The organism is Micromonospora sp. NPDC004540 (genome assembly GCF_040610095.1).
In the GTDB taxonomy this organism is placed as follows: Bacteria; Actinomycetota; Actinomycetes; order Mycobacteriales; family Micromonosporaceae; genus Micromonospora.
In genome coordinates, this window is record NZ_JBEXLR010000134.1 from 1 (window position 1) to 14,562 (window position 14,562).

Annotated in this window: 14 protein-coding genes, 3 pseudogenes and 1 riboswitch; of the genes and pseudogenes, 9 read left to right on the forward strand and 8 right to left on the reverse strand. The window is 73.2% G+C overall.

Translation table 11 applies throughout. The features are described from left to right. Window positions 1-113: 113 nt before the first annotated feature. Window positions 114-1,964 carry a M4 family metallopeptidase gene (locus tag ABZV78_RS29115; protein ID WP_355643688.1) on the forward strand — a complete coding sequence of 617 codons (1,851 nt, stop codon included), beginning with the start codon at window positions 114-116 and terminating at the stop codon, window positions 1,962-1,964. A gap of 99 nt (window positions 1,965-2,063) precedes the next feature. On the opposite strand, the gene ABZV78_RS29120 is transcribed toward ABZV78_RS29115, so the two are convergent. The 6 genes and pseudogenes from ABZV78_RS29120 to ABZV78_RS29145 all read right to left on the reverse strand — a co-directional run bounded on the left by ABZV78_RS29120 (window position 2,064) and on the right by ABZV78_RS29145 (window position 4,672). Further along, window positions 2,064-2,522, reverse strand: a complete 459-nt coding sequence (locus ABZV78_RS29120; protein WP_355643690.1) for a YbaB/EbfC family nucleoid-associated protein — start codon at window positions 2,520-2,522, stop codon at window positions 2,064-2,066. Window positions 2,523-2,667: 145 nt separating this feature from the next. Next, window positions 2,668-3,348 (reverse strand): transglycosylase family protein, encoded by a 681-nt coding sequence (locus ABZV78_RS29125; RefSeq protein WP_355643692.1) that lies wholly within the window; start codon window positions 3,346-3,348, stop codon window positions 2,668-2,670. Next, window positions 3,349-3,521, reverse strand: a riboswitch (cyclic di-AMP (ydaO/yuaA leader). It lies immediately after the preceding gene. A 152-nt stretch (window positions 3,522-3,673) separates the two neighbouring features. After that, a complete protein-coding gene (locus ABZV78_RS29130) occupies window positions 3,674-3,877 on the reverse strand; it encodes a hypothetical protein (RefSeq protein WP_355643714.1) in 204 nt (67 codons plus the stop codon). A gap of 32 nt (window positions 3,878-3,909) precedes the next feature. Further along, a pseudogene (locus ABZV78_RS29135) lies at window positions 3,910-3,996 on the reverse strand (hypothetical protein); the annotation flags it as partial. A gap of 176 nt (window positions 3,997-4,172) precedes the next feature. Further along, window positions 4,173-4,274, reverse strand: a pseudogene (locus ABZV78_RS29140) (glycoside hydrolase family 3 N-terminal domain-containing protein); the annotation flags it as partial. Then, complete coding sequence (locus ABZV78_RS29145) at window positions 4,271-4,672, reverse strand: glycoside hydrolase family 3 N-terminal domain-containing protein (protein ID WP_355643694.1); 402 nt, start codon at window positions 4,670-4,672, stop codon at window positions 4,271-4,273. The pseudogene ABZV78_RS29140 and the gene ABZV78_RS29145, both read right to left, overlap by 4 nt. Window positions 4,673-4,763: 91 nt before the next feature. On the opposite strand from ABZV78_RS29145, the gene ABZV78_RS29150 reads away from it, so the two are divergent. From ABZV78_RS29150 to ABZV78_RS29165, 4 genes are all read left to right on the forward strand, one after another. After that, a complete protein-coding gene (locus ABZV78_RS29150) occupies window positions 4,764-6,332 on the forward strand; it encodes an LLM class flavin-dependent oxidoreductase (RefSeq protein ID WP_355643696.1) in 1,569 nt (522 codons plus the stop codon). A gap of 73 nt (window positions 6,333-6,405) precedes the next feature. After that, window positions 6,406-6,876: a helix-turn-helix domain-containing protein gene (locus ABZV78_RS29155; RefSeq protein ID WP_355643698.1), complete on the forward strand. Its 471-nt coding sequence runs from the start codon at window positions 6,406-6,408 to the stop codon at window positions 6,874-6,876. A 33-nt stretch (window positions 6,877-6,909) separates the two neighbouring features. After that, a complete protein-coding gene (locus ABZV78_RS29160; protein WP_355643700.1) occupies window positions 6,910-7,608 on the forward strand; it encodes an SDR family oxidoreductase in 699 nt (232 codons plus the stop codon). 30 nt (window positions 7,609-7,638) lie between these two features. After that, window positions 7,639-7,998 (forward strand): hypothetical protein, encoded by a 360-nt coding sequence (locus ABZV78_RS29165; RefSeq protein ID WP_355643702.1) that lies wholly within the window; start codon window positions 7,639-7,641, stop codon window positions 7,996-7,998. Window positions 7,999-8,094: 96 nt separating this feature from the next. Here ABZV78_RS29165 and htpG read toward each other — a convergent pair whose 3' ends face one another. Further along, window positions 8,095-9,987 carry a molecular chaperone HtpG gene (gene htpG, locus ABZV78_RS29170; protein ID WP_355643712.1) on the reverse strand — a complete coding sequence of 631 codons (1,893 nt, stop codon included), beginning with the start codon at window positions 9,985-9,987 and terminating at the stop codon, window positions 8,095-8,097. Between the two features lie 324 nt (window positions 9,988-10,311). On the opposite strand from htpG, the gene ABZV78_RS29175 reads away from it, so the two are divergent. The 3 genes from ABZV78_RS29175 to ABZV78_RS29185 are packed head-to-tail and all read left to right on the forward strand — an operon-like array spanning window position 10,312 to window position 12,535. Then, a complete protein-coding gene (locus ABZV78_RS29175) occupies window positions 10,312-11,040 on the forward strand; it encodes a GntR family transcriptional regulator (protein ID WP_355643704.1) in 729 nt (242 codons plus the stop codon). After that, entirely contained in the window at window positions 11,037-11,864 is an 828-nt protein-coding gene (locus ABZV78_RS29180) for a sterol desaturase family protein (protein ID WP_355643706.1), read from the forward strand. The genes ABZV78_RS29175 and ABZV78_RS29180 overlap by 4 nt, the downstream gene beginning before the upstream one ends. Further along, complete coding sequence (locus ABZV78_RS29185) at window positions 11,861-12,535, forward strand: lysoplasmalogenase (protein WP_355643708.1); 675 nt, start codon at window positions 11,861-11,863, stop codon at window positions 12,533-12,535. The genes ABZV78_RS29180 and ABZV78_RS29185 overlap by 4 nt, the downstream gene beginning before the upstream one ends. 13 nt (window positions 12,536-12,548) lie before the next feature. Here the strand turns inward: ABZV78_RS29185 and ABZV78_RS29190 are convergent, their stop codons facing one another. Beyond that, on the reverse strand, window positions 12,549-13,421 hold the full coding sequence (locus tag ABZV78_RS29190) for an NAD(P)-dependent oxidoreductase (RefSeq protein ID WP_355643710.1): 873 nt from the start codon (window positions 13,419-13,421) through the stop codon (window positions 12,549-12,551). A 194-nt stretch (window positions 13,422-13,615) separates the two neighbouring features. On the opposite strand from ABZV78_RS29190, the pseudogene ABZV78_RS29195 reads away from it, so the two are divergent. Further along, window positions 13,616-14,562 (forward strand): annotated as a pseudogene (locus ABZV78_RS29195) (FUSC family protein); the annotation flags it as partial.

A 14,562-nucleotide genomic window follows, 5' to 3' on the forward strand; every position in this document is an offset into this window, starting at 1 on the left:
GGCTTCCTCGACGATCCGGCCGGCGTACATGACCGCGATCCGGTCCGCGACGTCGGCGACCACGCCGAGGTCGTGGGTGATCAGGATCATGCCCAAGCTCGGACGACGCGTTCGTGCAGAAGCCGGTCATCTCCTCCGAGGGCACCCAGTACGTGCCCTACGAGCGCACCTACAAGGGCCTGCCCGTGGTCGGCGGTGACTTCGTGCTGGCCACCGACGCGGCCGGCAACCTGAAGTACGCCTCCGTAGCGCAGCAGCAGGCCATCGGCAGCCTCGCCACCACGCCGAAGCTGACCTCGGCCGCCGCGGCGAAGACCGCGCGCGCCCAGCTCAGGACGGTCAGCACCGTCGAGGGCACCAACCTGGTCGTCTACACGCTCGGCGCCCAGCCGGCGCTGGCCTGGGAGACCACGGTGCGCGGCACCGGCGCCGAGGGCCCGAGCCGGCTCACCGTCGACGTCGACGCCCGCACCGGCGCGGTGCTGCGCACGCAGGAGCACGTCGTGCACGGCACCGGCACCGGCGCGTGGAACGGGCCCAGCCCGCTGACCCTGAACACCACGCAGTCCGGCACCACGTACTCCATGAAGGACCCGACCGTCACCAACCTGAGCTGCCAGGACGCCGCGACCAACACGACGTTCAGCGGTTCCGACGACGTTTGGGGCAACGGCACCGCCACCAACAAGGAGACCGGCTGCGTCGACGCGCTGTTCGCCGCGCAGACCGAGCAAAAGATGCTCGCGCAGTGGCTGGGCCGCAACGGCGCCGACGGCAACGGCGGCTACTGGCCGATCCGGGTCGGCCTGAACGACCAGAACGCCTACTACGACGGCACCCAGGTCCAGATCGGCAAGAACACCTCGGGCCAGTGGATCGGCTCGCTCGACGTCGTGGCCCACGAGATCGGCCACGGCATCGACGACCACACCCCGGGTGGCATCTCCGGCGCGGGCACCCAGGAGTTCGTCGCCGACACCTTCGGCGCGGCCACCGAGTGGTTCGCCAACGAGCCGTCCAGCTACGACGCTCCCGACTTCCTCGTCGGCGAGAAGGTCAACCTGGTGGGCAGCGGCCCGATCCGCAACATGTACAACCCGTCGGCGCTGGGCGACCCGAACTGCTACTCCAGCAGCATCCCCGGCACCGAGGTGCACGCCGCGGCCGGCCCGGGCAACCACTGGTTCTACCTGCTGGCCAACGGCAGCAGCCCGACCAACGGCCAGCCCGCCAGCTCCACCTGCAACGGCAGCAGCGTGACCGGCCTGGGCATCCAGAAGGCCATGAAGATCATGTACAACGCCATGCTGCTGAAGACCTCGTCGTCGTCGTACCTGAAGTACCGGGTCTGGACGCTGCAGGCGGCGAAGAACCTCTACCCGACCAGCTGCACCGAGTTCAACGCGGTCAAGGCCGCCTGGAACGCCATCAGCGTGCCGGCGCAGACCGGTGAGGCGACCTGCACCGGCACCACCCCGACGCCGACCACCACGACCACCCCGCCGTCGGGCAGCTGCACCGGCAACAAGCTGGCCAACCCCGGCTTCGAGTCCGGCAACGTGAGCTGGACCGCCAGCTCGGGCGTCATCACGAACGACACCGCCCAGGCCGCCCACGGCGGCTCCTACAAGGCCTGGCTCGACGGCTACGGCTCGACGCACACCGACACCCTCACCCAGTCGGTGACGATCCCCGCCGGCTGCCGGGCGACGCTGAGCTTCTGGCTGCACATCGACAGCGCGGAGTCGACCACGACCACCGCCTACGACAAGCTGACCGTGAAGGCGGGCAGCACCACGCTGGCGACCTACTCCAACCTCAACAAGGCCACCGGCTACGTCCAGCGGTCCTTCGACATCTCGTCGCTGGCCGGCACCACCGCCACCATCTCGTTCAGCGGCGTGGAGGACAGCTCCCTGCAGACCTCCTTCGTCGTCGACGACACGGCGGTCACGCTGAGCTGAGCACCCCGAAGCGGCCGGTCGTCGTCCTCCCGACGGCCGGCCGCTTCGTCGTTCCCGCCGTAGGCCCGCCGCCGACCGGGGGTCACCAGCGGACGGCGGTCAGGCCGGGCGGGCCGCGCCGGAGCCGGCGCCGTCGCGGCGGATCCGGGCCGCGACGCCCTCCATCGCCCGGCTGAACCGCTCCATGTCCCGCGCGGACTGCTCCGGAAGGCCGCCGAGCCGCGCGGCGAGGGCGTCCACGTCCGCCCGGGCCGACGCGCTGACCCGGGCGTCCAGCTCGGCGAGGGCGGCGTTCACGGCCACCACCAGGTGCCCGCAGACGGTCTCGAAGGACTCCCCGGCCAACGCCGGGTCGACCGTGACCGACTCCAGCCGGCCACCCTGGACGGCGACGGCACGGACCTGGCCGCCGGCCGCGGCGCCCTCGGCCCGGAGCAGCTCGGCCGGCGCACCGTCGGCGTGCTCGGCGCTTCGGGACCGCATCGCGGAGAGCGCCTGCTGCGTCCTGGTCAGCAGCTCGTCGAGGCTCGCGGCCGCGGAGAACGAGTCGTTGGTCATATCCGCGCTTTCTTCACGTCTTTCCGAGCACCGTGACGATAGCAACCGGCCCCGACGCGACAGTGGTCCACACCGGCCGCAGAACGTCGAACGCCCGGCCAGGAACCCCGGCCGGGCGTTCGTGGTGCGGTGCACCGGGGTGGCGTCAGCGCAGGCGCAGCCGCTGGCCCGGGAAGATCAGGCCCGGGTTGTCGCCGACCACGCCCTTGTTGCGCTCGTAAAGGGCGTGCCAACCGCCGGCGACGTGCTTCGCGTCGGCGATCTCGGAGAGGGTGTCCCCGGGCCGCACCACATAGCTGCCGGCGCCGCCGGTGCTCGGCGTGGTGCGCCGCTCGCTGCGGGTGGTCGGCCGGTCGCCGCGCGACGACCGCTCCGAGGTGGCCTTCTTCTTCGTGGGCGAGGTGGCCCTCTTCGGGGACTTCGTCGAGCCCGAGTCCCGGCTGGCGTACTTCTTGGTGGAGCCGCCCTTCTTGCCGCAGACCGGCCAGGCGCCGATGCCCTGCCCGTCGAGGACCTTCTCGGCGATGGCGATCTGCTCGCCGCGGCTGGCCAGGTCGGCGCGGCTGGCGTACTTCTGGCCGCCGTAGCCGTTCCAGGTGCTCCGGGAGAACTGGAGCCCGCCGTAGTAGCCGTTGCCGGTGTTGATGTGCCAGTTGCCGCCGGACTCGCACTGGGCGATGGCGTCCCAGTTGACGCTGGCGGCGCTGGCCGGCGCGGCCGGGCCGAGAAGGGCGGCGGCGCCGGTGGCCGCGCCGACGACGAGCGCTCCGACGGCGGTGCGACGCTGCGCGGTCCGTCGGTGACGGGCGACGTGTTCAGTTGCCATGTGTGGTTTCCTCCACGCCGACGAGGTGAGCTGTCGGGTTCGGGCCGAGGAGCCCGGCCGCCGCAGGCGGCTTCACCCCGAGGTGTCGTGCACCGAGGAACGCGTGGGTCCCCCGCTCCCGCCCGAGGTCCAGGTACCACCGGGCCGGCGGCGGGATTAGGCGTTGCCGGCCCGTGGTGTCCGCGATCGCGAACGGGTACGACGTTAGGGACGGTTTGCGCCGATCGCCCACTTCTTATGAAGTTCTTCACCCGGCCGAGCGAAGGCGGCCCCGTTCGAGTTGCGCACCGTCCGAAAGGGGCTTAATGAGGCACGGCTCAGTAGGTCAGGCCGTATCCCTGCGGGAAGAGCGGGACCCCTCGGCGTACGGTGTCTCGCCGACCACCGCGATCGCCGCCCGGTAGGTCTTGTCGATGCCGGTGCCACGCTGGTTGTAGGTGACCGTCGTGGTCGGACCGACCGCGGCGCGGATGCCCTGGAGGACGGTGGTGCCGGGGGTGACGGCGAGCCCTGCCAGGAGATGGTCCACCCGCCGCTCTGGTTGCCGATGTTGTCGGCGTTCTTCCCGGCCACGAAGATCTTGTTGTTGTCCCGGGCCAGCGGCAGCACGCCACCGTCGTTCTTGAGCAGCACCGGGGACTGGCGCACGGCCTGGCGGGCCAGTGCGCCGCGCCGCCCACTGTCGGGGTCCAGCTCGGGTCGGTGTACGGCCGCTCGAAGAGCCCCAGCTCGAACTTCTTGGTGAGGACGCGCCGGTTGGCGTCGTCGATGCCGGCGTTGACGGCGGCGCTGACCTCGGCGGCGGTGAAGCCGGTGGCGCCGTCGATCTGGTCGATGCCGTTCCAGTCGGAGACCACGAAGCCGGAGAAGCCCAACTCCCCCTTGAGGACGTCGGTGATCAGGTAGCGGTGGCCGTGCAGCTTCACGCCGTTCCAGCTGCTGTGGAGACCATCACCGAGCCGACGCCGCGCTGCACCGCGGCCTGGAACGGGGGCAGGTGGATGGCGCGCAGGTCGGCCTCGCTGAGCTGGGTGTCGCCCTGGTCGTCGCCGCCGGTGGTGCCGCCGTCGCCGAGGTAGTGCTTGGCGGCGGCGAGCACCGACGTGGGCCCACCCAGGGTGGGGCCCTGGAGGCCGGTGACCAGGGTGGACATACTCGCCGGCAGGTCGGGGGTGTCGCCGAACGACTCGTAGGTGCGGCCCCACCGGTCGTTGCGGGCCACGCAGAGGCAGGGGGCGAAGTTCCAGTCCACACCGGTGCCGGTGATCTCCTCGGCGACGGCCTGGCCGATCTGCTGGACCAGCGCCGCATCGACTGTGAGCAATCCCTTCCGGTTCCGGAACCGCCGGGCGGGCCGGCTGCGGCGGGGGCTACCGTGGCAGGGTTCCCGCAAGATCGGCAAGAGGTGGCGAGGCATGAGCGACCACGGACACGAGCTGGCCTTCGGCGGCTTCCTCACCCCCACGGCCGGCCGGCCCGAGCAGGTGGTGGCGCGGGCCAAGCTCTGCGAGCAGGTCGGCCTGGACCTGGTCACCTTCCAGGACCACCCCTACCAGCCGGGATTCCTGGACACCTGGACGCTGATGTCGTTCGTGGCCGCGGCCACCAGTCGCATCACGCTGGCCGGGAACGTGCTCAACCTGCCGCTGCGCCAGCCCGTGGTGCTGGCCCGCAGCGTGGCCAGCCTGGACCTCCTCACCGGCGGCCGGGTCGAGCTGGGGCTCGGCGCCGGCGCCTTCTGGGAGGCGATCGAGGCGATCGGCGGGCGGCGGCTCTCCCCCGGCGCTGCCGTGGACGCCCTCGACGAGGCGATCCGGGTGATCCGCGAGGTCTGGGACACCGAACGGCGCGGCATGATCCGGGTCGAGGGCGAGCACTACCGGGTGGTCGGGGCGAAGCGCGGGCCGGCCCCGGCGCACCCGGTCGACATCTGGGTGGGCGCGTACAAGCCGAGGATGCTGCGGCTGGTCGGCCGCGCGGCGGACGGCTGGCTGCCGTCGCTGGCCTACCTGCCGAAGGGGCCGGCGGAGCTGCCGGCGTTGAACGCGCTCATCGACGAGGCCGCCGAGGAGGCCGGACGGAACCCGGGCGCGGTGCGCCGGCTGCTCAACGTCACCGGCACCTTCGCCCGGTCGTCCGCCGGCTTCCTGGACGGCCCGCCCGAGCAGTGGGTGGAGGAGCTGGCCGGGCTCGCCCTGGACCACGGCATCGCCACGTTCATCCTCGGCAGCGACGAGCCGCGGGCCATCCAGCTCTTCGCCCAGGAGGTGGCGCCCGCGGTCCGCGAGCTGGTCGCCGCCGAGCGCACCACGCCGGGCAGCCGCGCCCACGCCGTCGAGGAGCAGCAGGCCGCCGTCGAGGCCGGCGGCTCGACCGCGCTCGCGGTCTCCGCCACCCCCGATCGGGGGGTACGGCTGAGCGCGCGCCGGCTCTGGGACGAGTCCACCCGGCCGGCGGCGCCACCCGCACCGGCCGGGCACCTCTACACGCCCCGGGGGCAGGCCGCCGGGCAGCACCTCGTGGACGTGCACGACCACCTGCGCCAGGAGCTGGCCCAGGTGCGTGACCTGCTGGAACAGGTCAAGCGCGGTGCGGTCGCCCCGGGCGCCGCCCGGGCGGTGCTGAACGAGATGACCATGCGGCAGAACAACTGGACGCTCGGGGCCTACTGTGCGGCGTACTGCACGGCGGTGACCCAGCACCACGGCCTGGAGGACGCCTCGATCTTCCCGCACCTGCGCCGCGCCGACGCGGGGCTGGCGGCGGTGCTGGATCGCCTGGAGGAGGAGCACGTGGTGATCCACGGGGTGGTGGAGAGCGTCGACCGGGCGCTAGTGGACCTGATCCGGCAGCCGGGCGACTTCACCGAGCTCCAGGCGGCGGTGGACCTGCTCACCGACACCCTGCTGTCGCACCTGTCGTACGAGGAGCGGGAGATCGTCGAGCCGCTCGCCCGGCACGGCTTCTACGCCGGCCAGCTCTGAGGCGGATATTCCCGGGCCGGGCGTGAGATAGCTGACTTTGGGCTTCCTAAGTCAGCCGGGTAGCGTCGGCCCCATGACGGACTTCCTCGCGCAGCGCGACTTCTGGTCCACCGCCAACTGCTCGATCGCCCGGGCGCTCGAGGTGGTCGGCAACCGCACCACGCTGCTCCTGCTGCGCGAGGCCTCGTTCGGCACCCGGCGCTTCGACGACTTCGCCCGCCGCGTCGGCGTCAGCGAGCCGGTGGCCGCCACCCGGCTCAAGCAACTCGTCGCCGACGGGCTGCTCGACCGGCGGCCCTACCGGGAGCCCGGGCAGCGCACCCGCGACGAGTACGTACTCACCGCCAAGGGGCGCGACCTGCTGCCGGTGCTCGCCGCCCTGCGCGAGTGGGGCGACGCGTACGCCGTCGAGGAGCCGTCGGTCCGGCTGGCCCACCACGACTGCGGCGCGGCGGTGCACGTGGCGCTGCGCTGCGCGGCCGGCCACGACGTGCCGGCCGACCAGGTGGACCTGCTGCCCGGGCCGGGCCTGCTGCCGTCCTGACGACCCACCCTTCCCACTCTCAGGAGCACCATCATGAAGATCGCTGGAAGCACTGCGCTTGTCACCGGGGCCAACCGGGGCTTCGGCCGGCACCTCGCGGCCGAGCTGCTGGCCCGAGGCGCCACCGTCTACGCCGGCGCCCGCAACCCGGACACCGTCGAACTGCCGGGCGCCGTCCCGGTGCGCCTCGACATCACCGACCCGGCCTCGGTGGCCGCCGCTGCGGAGCTGGCCGGCGACGTCACGCTCCTGGTCAACAACGCCGGCGTGAGCACCGGGGCGGACCTGCTCGACGGTGACCTGGCGGAGATCCGGCGGGAGCTGGAGACCCACTACCTCGGCACGCTGTCCGTGGTGCGGGCCTTCGCGCCGAGGATCGCCGCCAACGGTGGCGGGACCGTGCTGAACATCCTCTCCGCGCTGTCCTGGATCACGTTCCCGCAGGTCGGCGCCTACGGCGCGGCCAAGGCGGCCGAGTGGTCGATGACCAACGCGCTCCGCACGCAGCTCGCCGAGCGGGGCGTCCGCGTCGCCGGCCTGCACGTCGGCTACATGGACACCGACATGGCGGCGCACGTCACCGCGCCGAAGTCCGACCCGGCCGAGATCGCCCGGCTCGCTGTCGACGGGATCGAGGCCGACCGGTACGAGATCGTCGCCGACGAGACCTCCCGCCAGGTCCTCGCCGGCCTCTCCGGCGGCGTCGCCGCCCTCTACCCGGGCCTGCCGTGATCCGTCGCCGCCTCGCGCCACAATGACGGGATGCGACAGGGGTACGCCCACCACGCCGTCCTGGCCATGGCGCCGGACGCCGACGCCGGCGCGCCCGGCGCGGCGGTCACCGTGGCGCTCTGCGGGCACTGGGAGCACGAGCCGCCCTGCCCGGTGGCGGCCCACCACACCGCTGTGGAGCGGATCGGCGACGAGCTGCGCCTGCGCATCCTCTTCGCCACCGAGCCGCACCTCGAACCGCGGGTGCGGCGGGACATCGACCGGGCGCTGGGGCACGGTGAACTCACCGGCCCCGATGGCGCGACGACCCGGTGGCGGCTGCTCCGCAGCGGGATGCGCGGGCCGTCGCCGGATGAGGCGGCACACCTGGACCGGCTGATCCACGGCTGACCGGCCGCCGGGACGTGGCAGGACTGCCACGGACCGGCGGCCGGTCCGTCCGGGCCGCCGGCCGTCGCCACCCGGGCGACGGCCGGTGGGCGCCGACTAGAGGTTCCGGGCGAGCCGGTCGGCGAGGATCCGGGTGAACCGGGCCGGGTCGGCCAGCTCGCCCCCCTCGGCCAGCAGCGCCATGCCGTGCAGCAGCTCGGCGGTCTCGGTCAGGGCGGTGCCGTCGGCGCCCTGCTCGTGCGCCTTGCGCAGGCCGGTGACCAGGGGGTGCGTCGGGTTCAGCTCCAGGATCCGCTTGACCCGGGGCACCTCCTGCCCCATGGCCCGGTACATCTTCTCCAGCGTGGGCGTCATGTCGTGCGCGTCGCCCACCACACAGGCCGGCGAGGTGGTGAGCCGGGTCGAGAGCCGGACCTCCTTGACGCTGTCGGCCAGCGCGCCGGTCATCCAGGTGAGCAGGCCGGCGTACTCCTCCCGCTCGGCCTCGGCCTTCTCCCGCTCCTCGTCGGTCTCCAGGTCGACCTGGCCCTTGGCGACCGAGCGCAGGGTCTTCCCGTCGTACGCGCCGACACGCTCGACCCACACCTCGTCGACCGGGTCGGTGAGGATCAGCACCTCGTAGCCCTTGGCGCGGAACGCCTCCAGGTGCGGGGAGTTCTCGATGGTGGCCCGGTTCTCGCCGGTGGCGTAGTAGATCTCGGTCTGGCCGTCCTTCATGCGCTCGACGTAGTCGCGCAGCGTGGTCAGCTCGGCGGGGTCGTGGGTGCTGGCCGCCCGGACCAGGTCCAGCAGGGCCTCGGTGTTGTCCGGGTCCTCCAGCAGGCCCTCCTTGACCACCGCGCCGAACTCGCCCCAGAAGGTGCGGTACGCCTCGGCGGAGAGGTCCTTCAGGGTGGCGAGGACCTTCTTGACCAGGCGGCGGCGCACGGCGCGGATCTGCCGGTCCTGCTGAAGGATCTCCCGGGAGATGTTCAACGACAGGTCGTGCGCGTCCACCACGCCCTTGACGAAGCGCAGGTAGTTGGGCATCAGCGCGTCGCAGTCGTCCATGATGAACACGCGCTTGACGTAGAGCTGCACGCCGCGGCGGCCCTGCGGGGAGAAAAGGTCGAGCGGGGCGTGCGAGGGCAGGAAGAGCAGCGCCTCGTACTCGAAGGTGCCCTCGCCGCGCATGTGGATGGTCTCGAGCGGGTCGGCCCAGTCATGCGCGACGTGCCGGTAGAACTCCTTGTACTCGGCCTCGTCGACCTCGTCCCGGGCGCGCGCCCAGAGCGCCTTCATCGAGTTGAGCGTCTGCTCCTCGCGGGTGGTGGCGCCGTCCTCGCCGGGCTTCTCCACGGTCATCCGGATCGGCCAGGCGATGAAGTCGGAGTAGCGCTTGACGATCTCGCGGATGGTCCACTCGGCCGTGTAGTCGTGCAGGTTGTCCTCGGCGTCGGCCGGCTTGAGGTGCAGGGTGACCGAGGTGCCCTGCGGCGCGTCGTCGACCGTCTCGACCGAGTAGGTGCCCTCGCCGGTGGACTCCCACCGGGTGCCACCGGCCTGCCCGGCGCGGCGGGTCAGCAGGGTCACCCGGTCGGCGACCATGAAGGTGGCGTAGAAGCCGACGCCGAACTGACCGATCAGCTCCTGCGAGGCCGCGGCGTCCTTCGCCTCGCGCAGCGTGCGCAGCAGTTCGGCGGTGCCGGACTTGGCGATCGTGCCGATCAGCCCGACCACCTCGTCGCGGGACATGCCGATCCCGTTGTCCCGCACGGTCAGCGTGCGGGCGTCCCGGTCGACCTCGATCCCGATGTGCAGGTCGGCGGTGTCGACCTGGAGGTCCTTGTCGACCAGCGACTCCAGGCGCAGCTTGTCCAGCGCGTCGGAGGCGTTCGAGATCAGTTCGCGCAGGAAGACGTCCTTGTTCGAGTAGATCGAGTGCACCATCAGCTGGAGCAGCTGACGGGCCTCGGCCTGGAACTCCAACGTCTCTACCCGGTCGCTCACACCGACTCCCTTCCACCAGTTCGCGGGGTCTTCCGCCGGAAAGGATACGAGGCGTGACGGTGGCGGCACCGGCCGGCCGGACCGGTGGCGGCCGCCCAGCATGCCGGCGGTCGCGCCGAGGACGCCGGCCGCCACCGCCCCGGACCCCGTGACCACCGGCGGTAGCTCCAACGCGTCGCCGAGCAGGGCGAGGACCGCCGGCGGGACCAGCGTCTGCGTGGTGAGCAGCGCCCGCGTCATTGTCGGTCGTTGATGCCGTCGTCGGAAAACCCGTCTGGTCCAACCAGTTGACGAGTTGATGTGTCCGGGACCACACTGCTGCCCATGACCTTCGCCCCGGTCCCCCGCGCCTCGGTCTCCGACCACGTCTTCGGCCAGCTCCGCGACGCCATCGTCAGCGGTCGCTACCAGCCGGAGGACACGCTGCCCGGCGAGCGGGAGCTGGCCACCGCGTTCGCGGTGAACCGGCACGCCGTCCGGGAGGCGCTGCGCCGGCTCCAGCAACTCGGCCTGGTCCGGGTCAGCCAGGGCGGCGCCACCCGGGTGCTCGACTGGCGGGTGCACGCCGGGCTGGACCTGGCGCTGTCGCTGGCCCGCTCGGGTGATGTACTCCCGGTCGAGACGCTGGTCCGCGACATGCTGGAGATGCGGGCGTGCGTCGGGATCGACGCGGCCCGGCTCTGCGCGGAGCGCGGGGACCCGGAGGTCACCGCCGCGCTCGTCCGCGCGGCCGAGGAGTACGGCACGCTCGCCCCCGACCTGGACCAGATGCACGACGCCAACATCGCGATCTGGTGGCTGATCGTCCGGGGCAGCGGCAACACCGCCTACCTGCTGGCGTTCAACAGCCTGGTGGCCGGCACCTTCGCGGTGGGCGACGTCCCCCCGGACGCCCGGGCCGCCGAGCTGCTCGACGTCGCCGGCCACCGCCGGCTCGCCGCCGCGATCGCGGCCGGCCAGGGCACGGCAGCCGCCGGGCACGCCCGGGCCCTGCTGACCGCCCCGGTCACCACCCCCACCACCCCCACCACCCGAAGGGAAGCCAGAGCATGATCCCCGCCGTGCTCTACGCCGTCCCGGCGTTCCTCCTCCTGATCATCATCGAGGCGGTCTCCTACCGCTTCCTCCCCGACGACGACGAGCGCGGCTACGAGCTGCGCGACACCACCACCAGCCTCTCGATGGGGCTGGGCAGCCAGATCATCGGCTTCCCCTGGAAGCTGCTCACCGTCGGCATCTACGCCGCACTGTGGACCGTCGCGCCGGTGCACCTCTCCCCCGGCCACTGGTGGACCTGGGTGCTCGTCTTCTTCGCCGACGACCTCGCCTACTACTGGTTCCACCGGCTGCACCACGAGGTGCGGGTGCTCTGGGCCAGCCACGTGGTGCACCACTCCAGCGTCTACTACAACCTCTCCACCGCGCTGCGGCAGAGCTGGACCCCGATGACCTCGCTGCCGTTCTGGCTGCCCCTGGCGCTGCTCGGCATCCCGCCGTGGATGATCTTCCTGCAGCAGTCGATCAGCCTGCTCTACCAGTTCTTCCTGCACACCGAGCGGGTGGGCGTGCTGGCGCGCCCGATCGAGTTCATCTTCAACACGCCCTCGCACCACCGCGTGCACCACGGCTCGAACGCCGAGTACCTGGACCGCAACTACGGCGGCATCCTCATCGTCTGGGACCGGCTCTTCGGCTCCTTCGAGCCCGAGCGCGCCCCGGCCAGGTACGGGCTCACCAAGAACATCCAGACCTACAACCCGCTGCGGGTGGCCACCCACGAGTTCGCCGCGATCTGGTCCGACGTCAGGCACGCCACCTCGTGGCGGCACCGGCTCGGCTACCTCTTCGGCCGTCCCGGCTGGCAGCCGGCCCGGTGAGGCGCCCCTGGCTGACCCTGTTCGGCGTCGTCGCCCTGGTCGAGCTGGTCGGGGTCGCGCTCGACTCCACGCCGACGCAGTGGCTGGCCAAGCCGCTGCTGGCGCCGCTGCTGCTGGCGTACCTGTGGGACCGGCGACGCCGGGTGGACCCGGTGGCGGTGGGCCTGGTCGCCGCCACCGCGGGGGACGTGGCCCTGCTCGTGCCGGGACAGGCCGCGTTCCTGGCCGGCATGGGGTGCTTCCTGGTCACCCAGATCGCCTTCCTCACCGCCTTCCTGCGCCACCGCCGGCCACCGATGGCGGCGGCGGTCGGCTACCTGCTCACCTGGGCCGGCGCGAACGCGCTGCTCTGGAGCGCGCTGGGTCCGCTGCGGCTCCCGGTGCTCGGCTACAGCCTGGCACTGTGCCTGATGGCCGCCGCCGCGGCCGGGGTGTCCCGGCGCACGGCGGCCGGCGGCGCGCTGTTCCTCGTCTCCGACCTGCTGATCGGCGTGGGCGCGGCGGGCGCCGACTTCGCCGGCCGGGACCTGCTGGTGATGACCACCTACGCGGCGGCCCTCCTGTTGATCACCACCGGCTGGGTCGCGGCCACCGACGGCCCGGCCGGCGCGGCGGTCGACCGCCGGGTGGCGGCGGCCGGGCTCGCCCGCTGGGACGGCCGACCGCTGTAGCCGTGCCGGCCGGCTAGCGCGTCGCGTCCGGGGCGAGGGCCCGGGTCACGACCGTGAGGTCGTCGCCGCCGAGGCCCTGCTCGACCGCACGTCGCCACTCGCCGGCCAGGGCCTCGGCGGCCGGGAACCGGCCGGACGGCACCTCGCGCAGCGCGAGGTCCACGTCCTTGAGCGCCAGGGCCAGGGAATACTGCGCCGTGTAGTCGTCCCCGGCGATCCGGTCCAGCTTGTCGGCCGCCCAGGGCGACACCAGCGGGCTGCCCCGCAGGGCCCCGTGCACCGTGGCGCGGTCCAGGCCGAGCGCGTCACCGAGGGCGACCGCCGCGGCGAGCCCCTCGTTCACGAAGGCGAGCAGCAGGTTGTTGACCAGCTTCAGCCGCGACCCGGCGCCCACCGGCCCGACCCAGACGGTCTGCTGCCCGACCGCGTCGAAGACGGGCGCCACCCGGTCCCGCACCTGCTCGGGGCCGGAGGCGAGGACGACGAGGCGGCCCTGTTCGGCCGGGCCCCGGCTGCCGGCCACCGGGGCGTCCACCAGGGCCACCCCGGGGCGTTCGGCGCCGACCAGTTCGGCCAGGCGCCCGGTCTCGGTCACCCCGATGGTGCTCATCTGCGCCCAGACGGCCCCGTCGGGCAGCGCGGCCAGCATCCCCTGGTCGACGGCGATCGCGCGCACCGCGGCCGCATCGGTCACCATCGTCACCACCACGTCGGCCCGGCGCGCCGCGTCGGCCGGGTCCGCGGCGACCTCGGCGCCCTGGTCGCCGAGCGCCCGGGCCGGCTCCGGGTGCCGGTTCCACACCACCGTCGTCAACCCGGCCCGGACGAGGTTAGCCGCCATCGGCGCACCCATGCCGCCGAGCCCGAGCACCGCCACCCGCGTCATCCGCCGCTCCCCCACCTCGCCTACCGGGCAGCCTAGGCGCGCCGGGGACGGGGAGCCTCCCGATCGCGGACACCGACCGGGCGGGAGACGAACCCGTCGCCGCATCCGGGGAACGCCACCGCCCCCGACCGGATAGAGTCCCGGAGCAGACGGCCCGCCGCCCCTGGGCAGACCTGATGGGGAGCGGTGTGGGCATGCGTCGACGGCCCGGCGAGGAGTTGCGGGATCGGCTGCGCCGCCGGGACCCGGGCTACCGCCTCATCCGTCGGGCGGCCCGGCTGACCGTCGTCGCCTCGCTCACCTTCTACGGCTGCCGCTACGGCCTCGGCAACATCACCCTCGCCACGTACGCCCTGTTCGGCACGGTCGCCACCGGCAGTTTCGCCCAACTGCCGGGGCCGCCCGCGGTGCGCGCGCGCACCCTGCTGGCGGCCCTGCCGGTGGCCTGGTCGCTCGTGGCGATCGGCACCGTGCTGGCGGTCAGCACCGCGGCGGCGGCCGCCGGGATGCTCGCCGTCGGGTTCGCGGTGGCCTTCGCGGGCGTCGGCGGGCCACGCCTGGTCGGGCTGGCCAACGCGCTCCAACTCTTCTACATCCTGGCCTGCTTCCCGCCGTACCAGCCGGACACCCTCCCGGCCCGGCTGGCCGGCGTCACGCTGGGCGTCGTCCTGGTCGCGCTCGCCGAGGTGACGCTCTGGCGGGATCCGGCGCCGGTCACCTTCCCGGCGCGGCTCGCCGCGGCGGCGGGCGACCTCGCGGACCTCGTCGACGCCCTGGCCGACGTGCTGGTGGCGCGGCCCGGCTCGGTGGAGGCGGCGGCCCGGCGGCAGGCTCGGGCGGCACACGCGCTCGACCAGGTGCGGATGTCCCGACTGCCGGTGACGGCACGCCCGACGGGTGCCGGCCGCCGGGACCGGGCCTGGCGGGACGCGGCGGCGGCCGCCCAGCAGGTGTTCGCGGTCGCCGAGTCCCTCACGTCCCGGCCGGACCTGCCGGGAAGCGGGGACGCCGACCTGGCGGGCGCGCTCCGGCGGTGCGCCGCCGCGCTCCGCCACGGCGCCGACGTCGCGCTGCGCCGGCCGGGCGCGCCGGCCGCCGACGAGCCGGAGCGGGCCGGCGCGCTGCCGCCGTCGTGGCGGGC